Below are 8803 nucleotides of genomic sequence, written 5' to 3'. Positions count from 1 at the left end.
AGCGGACCGGATCGCGCCGGCCGCACCCGCACCCGCGCCCGCTCGTCGCCGAATCCCCTTCCGGATGAAGGCGCCCCTGCCCTTGACCCGTGTTCGAGCCCACCCGTGCACACCGGGCGCCCCGCGCGGCGCCGCCCGGACACCGCGGAGGGCGCGGGCCGCGCAGACTGCGCCGGAGCCGGCCGGGCAGCCGGCCGCGGACGGGGTCAGGTGTGGCCGGTGACCCCGGTGACCCCGGTGACCCCGTACGCCCGGGCGAGCGCACCCACCGTGTCGGCCATGGCCCGGCGCAGTTCGGCCGGCGCGACGACCTCCACGTCCGTGCCGAGCCGCAGCAGTTCACCGCATGCGTGCGCGATGCTCTCCGTCGGTACGACCGCCTCCACCCATCCGTCCGCGCCGACGGCGGTCGCGGTGGCGTCGACCGCCCGCACCACCTGCGGTGCGACGTTGTCGGGCAGGCGTCGGCGTCCTCGCGGGGACAGGCGGACGGTGGCCGTGCCCGTGTACCGGCGCGCCTCGAAGTCCGCCAGGGAGGAGGCCCAGTACTCGCCCAGCTCGAAGTCCCGCGGCCGCTCGAACCGTTCGCCGCTCAGCGACGCGTCGAGCACCTGGGCGACCCGGTAGGTCGCAGCGGTCGGGGTCGCCGTCGCGTTCTCCGCGGCGGCCACGACGTACCAGACACCGGACTTGAGGACCAGCCCGTAGGGCCGCAGACGGCGGGACACCTCCTGGGGCGCGCGCCAGCGCCGGTAGCGCGTCTCCACGACCCGCTGCGTGAGCGTCGCCTCGACGAACAGCGGCAGGTACGGGGTCTGCTCAGGCTCCCGGTACCAGCCCGGGGCGTCCACGTGGAACACCGCCGCCGTCCGCGCCGCCGCCGCCCGCGGCCCCGCCGGCAGTGCGGCCAGGAGCTTCAGCCGTGCCGCCGACACCTCCGCCGCCAGCCCCAGGTCGGCGGCGGCGCCCGGCAGCCCGGCGAACAGCAGCGCCCGCGCCTCGCCCTCGCTCATCCCCGTCAGCCGCGTGCGATAGCCGTCGAGCAGCCGGTAGCCGCCCCCGCGCCCCGGCTCCGCGCAGACCGGCACCCCGGCGCCCTGCAGCCGTTCCACGTCGCGGTAGGCCGTCCGCACCGACACACCCAGCTCCTCGGCGATCGCCCGGGCGGACATGCGGCCACGGGATTGCAGCAACAGCAGGACCGACAGCAGGCGACCGGCAGACATGGGCCCATTCTGCCCGGAAACCCTGACAGCTCCTGGCACGCCTGAGGCCTACCGTCGGTCGGGCGCAACGGAACAAGAACCGACGGAACAAGAGCCAACCGAACAGAACAGGAGTCTGTCGTGCCACCCATCGACGCGGACCGCCCGCTCGCCGTGATCGAGCTCCGCCAGTACACGCTGCGGCCCGGCCGACGCGACGACCTCATCGAACTCTTCGACGGGGAGCTGGTCGAACCGCAGGAGGAGGAAGGGATGGCGGTCCTCGGCCAATTCCGCGACCTCGACGACCCGGACCGCTTCGTCTGGCTGCGCGGGTTCCCCGACATGGCGGCCCGGCACGACGCGCTCGCGGCCTTCTACGGCGGGCCGGTCTGGGCACGCCACCGCGACCGGGCCAACGCCACCATGAGCGACTCCGACGACGTCCTCCTCCTGCGCCCCCTGGCGCACGGCACCGGCTTCCGCCCCGCCCCGTCCACGAGGCCCCGACCCGGCGCGCCGGCCCCCGAGCGGTTCGTGTCCGCCACGGTGTGGTCCTTCCCGCCCGGCCGGGCCGCCGGGATCGCCCTGGTCAGGGACGGCCTCCTGCCGCTGCTGCGCAGCACGGGAGCCGAGCCGGTCGCCGCCTACGCCACCGAGACGGCGCCCAACACCTTCCCCCGACTGCCGGTCCGCGCCGGGGAGAACGCCGTCGTGGTTCTCACCTCCCATCCCGATGAAGGCGCACACCGCCGGCACTTGAGCGCCCTGCGGGCGCATCCCGTCGCGAGGGACGAGGTCCTGCCGGGCATCGAGCGGGAACAGGCATCGGCCCCCCGCACACTGCGCCTGGCCCCCACGGGCCGCTCGCTCATCCTCTGACGGCGCCCGCCGCCCGCCCCCGCCCCACCTTGTTGCACATATATTGCAGGTGTTGCAGACGTGCAAAAGGAGTGGGCGCCGTGGGTGGACCGGTGGTACTGGGGATCGAGTCGTCGTGCGACGAGACCGGGGCGGGCATCGTGCAGGACGGCAGACTGCTCGCCCACGTCGTCGCGACGAGCATGGACGAGCACGCCCGCTTCGGCGGGGTGGTGCCGGAGATCGCCGCCCGCGCCCACCTGCACTCCTTCAACCCGGTCGTCCGCCAGGCCCTCGACCGGGCCGGTCTGCGGATCGGCCGGATCGACGCCGTCGCCGTCACCACCGGACCGGGGCTGTCCGGTGCCCTCCAGGTGGGGCTGGCCGGGGCGAAGTCCGTGGCCTACGCGGCCGGGGTGCCCCTGTACGGCGTCCACCACCTGGCCGGGCACGTCGCCGCCGACACCCTGGAGCACGGCCCGCTGCCCGAGCCGTGCGTGGTGCTGATCGTCTCCGGCGGCCACACCTCGCTGCTGCTCGTACGGGACCTCGTGCGCGACCCGATCCTCCACCTCGGCGACACCCTCGACGACGCGGCAGGGGAGTGCTTCGACAAGGTCGCCCGGCTCCTGGGCCTGCCGTACCCGGGAGGCCCCGCCATCGACAGGGCGGCCCGGGGCGGCGACCCGAAGGCCGTGGCGTTCCCGCGCCCGCTGACCGGGCCGGGCGACGACCCGTACGCGTTCTCCTTCTCCGGCCTCAAGACGGCCGCCGCCCGCTGGGTCGAACACCACCGCCGGCGCGGCGCGGAGGTCCCCGTCGCCGACGCCGCGGCCGCCCTCCAGGAGGCCGTGGCCGACGTACTCACCCGCAAGGCCCTCGCGGCCTGCCGCGCCCACGACGTGAAGACGCTGGTCGTGGTCGGGGGAGTGGCCGCGAACTCCCGCGTCCGCGCCCTGGCGGAGCGGCGGTGCGCCTCCGCCGGGATCGAACTGCGCGTCCCGGCGATGACGCTGTGCACCGACAACGGCGCCATGATCGCCGCGGTGGGGGACCTCCTGGTCCGCGCCGGTGCCGAGCCGGCGCCCCTGGACGTGTCGATCGACCCGTCCGCGCCCCTGGAGTACGCCTCCCTCACACCGCTCGCCCGGCCGGCGGTCCGGATCACCTGATCGCGCCGGCTCCGTCGCCTCCTGTGTCGACGGCACCGCAACCCGCAGCAGCAGCCCGCCCATCACCGCCGTCGGCCCTCACCCGACCGAGCACGGCCGCGCCCCTCCCTCAGGCGCGGGAAGAGTCCTCCGGAGGGGGCGTGTTGACGATGCCGAACGGCACGTGAACGCTCGGGGTGGCCGGCGCCGTGCCGTTCAGGTGGGCGACCTGGTCGTCGAAGAAGATGTGCGGATCGAGGGTGCTCATCACGGCGGCCTTGTCGATGCCGCCGAGGAAGAACGCGTCGTTGACCCGCAGCCCCCACCGCTTGAGGCTCCGCACCGCGCGTTCGTGCGCGGGGGCGTCCCGGGCGGTGACCAGGGACACCCGCAGCCGCAGCTGGTACGCCGGGTCCGCACGGCGCTTGTCCTCCTCGCGGCGCTGGATGCGGTTGATGCCCGCGAGGAACTCGCTCAAGGGGCCGGGGTCGTGAGGGGTGGTCGCGTTGAGGACCTCGTGCGCGCGGAACCCGTCGATGCCGGCGTCCTGGAAGATCCGCTCGGAGGAGTCGCTCGCCAGCACGCCGTCGAAGTCGAAGGCCATGCGGAGTTCGCGGTCGTCCTCGTCGTCGATCCGCGCCGTCTGCAGGACGTGCCCCGCGGGCAGCCCGTCGGCCACCGCCGCACGCACGTCCGCCCCGTCCGCCGACAGGAACAACGACATGTTCAGGGCGCGCATGAACCGGTGCGCCGACCGGCCCTGGCGGAACACGGCCCGGCTGATGGGCAGGCCGTGCGCGGCGATCGAGCGCATGACGCGCAGGCCGCTGTCGGGGTCGTTGCGCGACAGGATGATGACCTCGACCAGCGGGTCCGAGGGGTCGGCGAGGTCGTTAAGCGACAGCAGGCGCCGCACGAAGGGGAAGGCGACGCCCTTGTCCAGGACGTCGTCCACATGGGCCTCCTGGTGGGCGCGGTAGGCGTCCTCGCCCTGTTCCCGGAAGACCGCGTCGCAGTCGGCCAGGTCGAACAGGGCGCTGGAGGCGATCCCGATCACCAGGCGGTCGGACAGGTCGTACCTCATGACGCCCCCTGCTGGCACCTCGCGACACCGGGATGGTGATCACCCGTTCCTACATCCCGAAAATACACGCCGCACATGCATGCCCTCCGCCTCCACCGGCCGCCGGCTCGTGGCCGGGCGGCAGCGGTCGTACGGTGGTCAAGGCGACCGGAACCGGCAAGCACAGCCAGGTGGCCCTCGCGCTCTTCGCCGTCCGGTCGGGTGACCGCACACCGAGAGCAGGTGCATCCCCTTGCGCACGTCAACCGCCACCCCGACCCGTATCGCCGGAGTCCTCACCGGACTGGCCCTCGCGCTCGGCGGCGCGGCCCTCGCCGCCCCCGCCGCACACGCAGACGTGACGGCCTGCATCAACCAGGTCGAGCGCGAACTCCAGGGCGGGGAAGCCCCGGACTCCGTCCGCATGGCCTGCTACGTCGGACTCACCGGCGACCACGAACAGTGCGTGACCGGCCTGACCGCGAGCGGTGTCACGAACGGGACCGCGGTCAGCGCCTGCCGGGTGGCCCCGCAGTAGCCGCCGAAGGCCGGCGCGCGGCCGCCCGGCACGGGGGTGCGGGTCGTCGGTGCACGACCCGGCCCCTGGCGCATGGCCGCTGCGATCGGCCTACGGCTACTGCCAGTCCTCGTCCCACGGCGGCGGCGGATCCATCTCGTCCGGATCGAAGGGCGGCTCCTCGTCCTCCGGTGCGGCGGACCGCGCCGCCGGTGCGGACGCCGGGCGGGCCGGACCGGCGGGAGCAGGGGCGACGGACTCGGACGGGTGCGCCGAAGCGGGGCCGGGAACACCGGCGCCACAGCTGGCCAGGGTCTTCAGGACGCCCTCGGCGTACTTGGCGAGCTTGGCCTCGCCGACGCCGCCGACCGTGCCCAGCTCCTCCACCGTGGCGGGCAGCCGCGTCGCGATCTCCCGCAGTGTCGCGTCGTGGAAGACGACGTACGCCGGCACGCCCTGCTCCTTCGCCGTCTCGGCCCGCCAGGCGCGCAGGGCCAGGAAGACCGGCTCGGCCGCGGCCGGCAGGTCGACCGGCACGCGGGCGGCCTTCCCCGAGCGCGACCCGGACTCCTTGCGGGCCGCGGCGGCCGGCGCCTTCTCCTTCCGCATCGCAACGCTGCGGCGTCCCCCCAGGACCTCGCCGCTCTCCTCCGTCAGCACCAGCGTCCCGTAGTCGCCCTCCACGGCCAGCAGCCGCTGCGCCAGCAGCTGGCGCACGACGCCCCGCCACTCCGCGGTGCCCAGGTCCGCCCCGACACCGAACACCGAGAGCGCGTCGTGGTCGAACTGGATGACCTTGGCCGTCTTCTTGCCCTGCAGGATGTCGATGATCTGGCCGGCGCCGAACTTCTGCCGGCGCTCCTTCGCCAGCCGCCACACGGTGGACAGCAGCTTCTGTGCGGCGACCGTCCCGTCCCAGGACTCGGCCGGCGCCAGACAGGTGTCGCAGTTGCCGCAGGGCGTGCCCGTCTGCCCGAAGTACGCCAGCAGTCCCACCCGGCGGCACTCGACCGTTTCGCACAGCGCCAGCATGGCGTCCAGGTGCATGCCCAGCGAGCGGCGGTGCGCCTCGTCGCCCTCGGAACCGTCGATGAGCTTGCGCTGCTGGACCACGTCCTGCAAGCCGTACGCCAGCCACGCCGTGGCCGGCTCGCCGTCGCGGCCGGCGCGGCCCGTCTCCTGGTAGTAGCCCTCGACCGACTTGGGGAGGTCGAGGTGCGCGACGAAACGCACGTCCGGCTTGTCGATGCCCATGCCGAAGGCGATCGTCGCCACGACCACGACGCCCTCCTCCCGCAGGAAGCGCGCCTGGTTCGCCGCGCGCGCCCGGGCGTCCATGCCGGCGTGGTACGGCACGGCGTCGATGCCGTGCTGCACCAGGGAGGCCGCGGTCTTCTCCACCGAAGCCCGGGAGAGGCAGTAGACGACTCCGGCGTCCCCGGCGTGCTCGGTCCGGATCAGTTCCAGCAGCTGCGCCAGCGGGTTGTTCTTCCCGACGATGCGGTACTGGATGTTCGGCCGGTCGAAGCTGGCGACGAAGTGCCGGGCGTCCTCCAGGCCGAGCCGCGCCACGATCTCGGCGTGGGTGGCCTCGGTGGCCGTCGCGGTCAGCGCGATCCGCGGCACCTTCGGCCAGCGCTCGTGCAGCATGGACAGCGCGAGGTAGTCGGGCCGGAAGTCGTGGCCCCACTGGGCGACGCAGTGCGCCTCGTCGATGGCGAAAACCGACACCCTGCCCCGGTCGAGCAGCCGCTGGGCGCTCTCGGTGCGCAGCCGCTCCGGGGCCAGGTACAGCAGGTCCAGCTCGTCGGCGAGGAAGGCCTGCTCGACGGCCTGCCGCTCGTACGGGTCCTGCGTGGAATTGAGGAATCCGGCCCGCACCCCGAGCGCGTTCAGCGCGTTGACCTGGTCCTGCATCAGGGCGATCAGCGGCGAGATCACGACCCCCGTGCCCTCTCTGACCAGCGCCGGGATCTGGTAGCAGAGCGATTTGCCGCCGCCGGTCGGCATCAGCACGAGGGCGTCGCCGCCGCTGATCACCTGCTCGATGATCTCCTGCTGCTCGCCGCGGAAGGAGCTGTATCCGAACACGCGGTGCAGTACCTGCAGAGCGTCGGAGGTCTGGGGGGAAGTGTCCGGAAGGGCCATCCGTGAAGCCTAACGGCAGCCGCCGACACGCCGGGCCCGCCCACCGGAACCCGGTGGGCGCAGGAGGCGCACGGGAGGTTCCGGGCGCCGGGGCGGTACGGCGCCGCCGACCCGGCCTCGCGGGGCCGTGCCGCACGGGTCGGCGCCATGGCGGGGGCGGCTCGCACCGACCCCCGCCATGGCGCCTGCGGCCCCGAACGGGCCTGCTGTCGAGGTCAGCTCACGCGTTCGACGCGGGCGCGTCGGATGAGGTTCTTGCCGGGTTCGCGGACCTGCTCGAAGGCGGCGTTGTTGAGCAGGACGCAGCTGCCGGAGGGGCCGTTGACGGTGACCGTCGTGGCCTGGCCGTTGTCGAGGTTGGTCACCTTGAGCTTGGTGCCGGCGGGGAAGGTCCCGCTGGTCGCCGCCGGGGGACCGGCCTCACCCGACAGCGTCACCGTCGATCCCGGGCACACGACGTCGGGCACGGAGGCGTTGCCGGTCGCCACCATGACGATCACCCCTCCGGTCACCAGGGCTCCCGTGGTGACAGAGAGCACGAGCTTCTTGGTAAGACTCATAGTCCGTTTCCGGGACATGGACACTCCTCGATCCGATGGTCACTGCCTCCCCGCGTCCTGCATACGCCCGGCATCCCGGGCGGGTTCGGTTCTTGTCGCCGTGTTACAAATCCGGCGGTGACCGGGCTTCGGAGTGCTCTGCACGACAGGCCGCAGTGGGCCGTGCAGCCCTGACCGCGTACGAAGGCGCAGGTGGGAGGCGTGTCCGTCGGGACGGCCGGCGTGTGCGGCGCTCGCGCCGGAAGTCGGGACCGCCGCGCGGACGAGCGGGCCGCACGCATCCTTAAGGTTGAGTTGATCCCGCCTTAACCCTCCCGGGGCGCGGGGGCGCGCGGGGGCCGCGGGACGCGGGCGGGGGTGCCAGGGGGCGGGCGTCAGGGGGCGTCAGGGGCGCGTCGCCCGGATGATCCAGGTCGCCGAGGCGTAGCGGACGCCTTCGTCGCCCTCGTGGGCGGCGAGGGTGGCCCTCAGGTCGTCGACGGCACGGCGTCGGTCTTCGGCGTCGAGGCCGTCGAGCATCCAGCCGAGCAGGCCCAGGGTGAACCGCTCCGCGTCGGCCGCGTCCTCACCGAACCACATCGCCTCGCTGTGCGGCTCCAGCCGGACGTCCGTGAATCCGGCGGCGCCGAGAACGGCCCGTACCCGGTCCGGATCGGCCAGTGAGAACGGCCCGGGAGCGTCCGGCGGCGGCCCGGTCATCCGCCGTCCGGCGGCCAGGGCCCCGCTGAAGGCGAGGAACCACTCGTTGCCCGCCGCCTCCTGCCAGACCAGCTGTACGAGGCGTCCGCCGGGCCGCAGCGCAGCGCCGATGTTGCGGAACGCGGCGACCGGGTCGGCGAAGAACATCGTCCCGGTGCGGCTGACGGCCACATCGAACGATGCCGCGGGGAAGGCGTAGACCTGGGCGTCCGCCTGCACGAACTCGGCGTTGTCCACTCCCTCGGCCGCCGCCCGCCGCTGTGCCTCGCGCAGCATCGCCGCCGACAGGTCCACGCCCAGGGCCCTGCCTCCACTCGCCCGACGTGCGGCCGCGCGGGTCGTCTCGCCGGTGCCGCAGCCGACGTCGAGCACCCGGTCGGCGGCGGACACGTCGGCCGCGGCGAGGAAGTGCGGGAGGTAGGGGCGGACGGCGCGGTCGAACCGGTCGGCGTGCTCCGCCCAGTACGCGCCTTCCCGGCCGTCCCAGGCGTCCGCCTGGTCGGCGTTCGAAGGGTCGACCCGAGGTGTGCTGCTCACTGCCACCACCTCCAGTGGTTCCGGACCGCCGGTCCGCAGGATCGTCTCCGTACCGTCATCTC

7 protein-coding genes and 1 pseudogene are annotated in these 8803 nt (G+C 73.7%); 3 read left to right on the top strand and 5 right to left on the bottom strand.

Features of this window, described 5'->3' with window-relative positions; translation table 11 throughout:
- Positions 1 to 206: 206 nt before the first annotated feature.
- A complete protein-coding gene (locus AVW11_RS22820) occupies positions 207 to 1226 on the bottom strand; it encodes a helix-turn-helix transcriptional regulator (RefSeq protein WP_076045621.1) in 1020 nt (339 codons plus the stop codon).
- 120 nt (positions 1227 to 1346) lie between these two features.
- Here AVW11_RS22820 and AVW11_RS22815 point away from each other — a divergent pair, with 120 nt between their 5' ends.
- Together AVW11_RS22815 and tsaD are read left to right on the top strand one after the other, a co-directional pair.
- Entirely contained in the window at positions 1347 to 2087 is a 741-nt protein-coding gene (locus AVW11_RS22815; protein ID WP_076045620.1) for an NIPSNAP family protein, read from the top strand.
- An 80-nt stretch (positions 2088 to 2167) separates the two neighbouring features.
- Entirely contained in the window at positions 2168 to 3238 is a 1071-nt protein-coding gene (tsaD, locus tag AVW11_RS22810) for a tRNA (adenosine(37)-N6)-threonylcarbamoyltransferase complex transferase subunit TsaD (RefSeq protein WP_199818517.1), read from the top strand.
- Between the two features lie 109 nt (positions 3239 to 3347).
- Here the strand turns inward: tsaD and AVW11_RS22805 are convergent, their stop codons facing one another.
- Positions 3348 to 4301: a 5'-nucleotidase gene (locus AVW11_RS22805; RefSeq protein WP_076045618.1), complete on the bottom strand. Its 954-nt coding sequence runs from the start codon at positions 4299 to 4301 to the stop codon at positions 3348 to 3350.
- Positions 4302 to 4533: 232 nt separating this feature from the next.
- On the opposite strand from AVW11_RS22805, the gene AVW11_RS22800 reads away from it, so the two are divergent.
- Positions 4534 to 4818 (top strand): hypothetical protein, encoded by a 285-nt coding sequence (locus tag AVW11_RS22800; RefSeq protein ID WP_030843736.1) that lies wholly within the window; start codon positions 4534 to 4536, stop codon positions 4816 to 4818.
- A gap of 96 nt (positions 4819 to 4914) precedes the next feature.
- Here AVW11_RS22800 and recQ read toward each other — a convergent pair whose 3' ends face one another.
- From recQ to AVW11_RS22785, 3 genes and pseudogenes are all read right to left on the bottom strand, one after another.
- Complete coding sequence (gene recQ / locus AVW11_RS22795) at positions 4915 to 6945, bottom strand: DNA helicase RecQ (protein WP_076045616.1); 2031 nt, start codon at positions 6943 to 6945, stop codon at positions 4915 to 4917.
- 215 nt (positions 6946 to 7160) lie between these two features.
- A pseudogene (locus AVW11_RS22790) lies at positions 7161 to 7409 on the bottom strand (RlpA-like double-psi beta-barrel domain-containing protein); the annotation flags it as partial.
- Positions 7410 to 7889: 480 nt separating this feature from the next.
- Positions 7890 to 8741 carry a class I SAM-dependent methyltransferase gene (locus AVW11_RS22785; protein ID WP_076045614.1) on the bottom strand — a complete coding sequence of 284 codons (852 nt, stop codon included), beginning with the start codon at positions 8739 to 8741 and terminating at the stop codon, positions 7890 to 7892.
- Positions 8742 to 8803 lie beyond the last annotated feature (62 nt).

Origin of the sequence: Streptomyces amritsarensis (assembly GCF_001953875.1) — a bacterium.
Taxonomy (GTDB): Bacteria; Actinomycetota; Actinomycetes; order Streptomycetales; family Streptomycetaceae; genus Streptomyces; species Streptomyces amritsarensis.
The sequence above is the reverse complement of the archived record's forward strand: the minus strand, read 5'-3'. Positions and strand labels throughout refer to the sequence as shown.

What these genes read in the sequence shown, in the direction of transcription:
- AVW11_RS22805 (WP_076045618.1), bottom strand. Translation starts at nt 4,301, where the DNA reads ATGAGGTACGACCTGTCCGACCGCCTGGTGATCGGGATCGCCTCCAGC.
- AVW11_RS22820 (WP_076045621.1), bottom strand. Translation starts at nt 1,226, where the DNA reads ATGTCTGCCGGTCGCCTGCTGTCGGTCCTGCTGTTGCTGCAATCCCGT.
- recQ (WP_076045616.1), bottom strand. Translation starts at nt 6,945, where the DNA reads ATGGCCCTTCCGGACACTTCCCCCCAGACCTCCGACGCTCTGCAGGTA.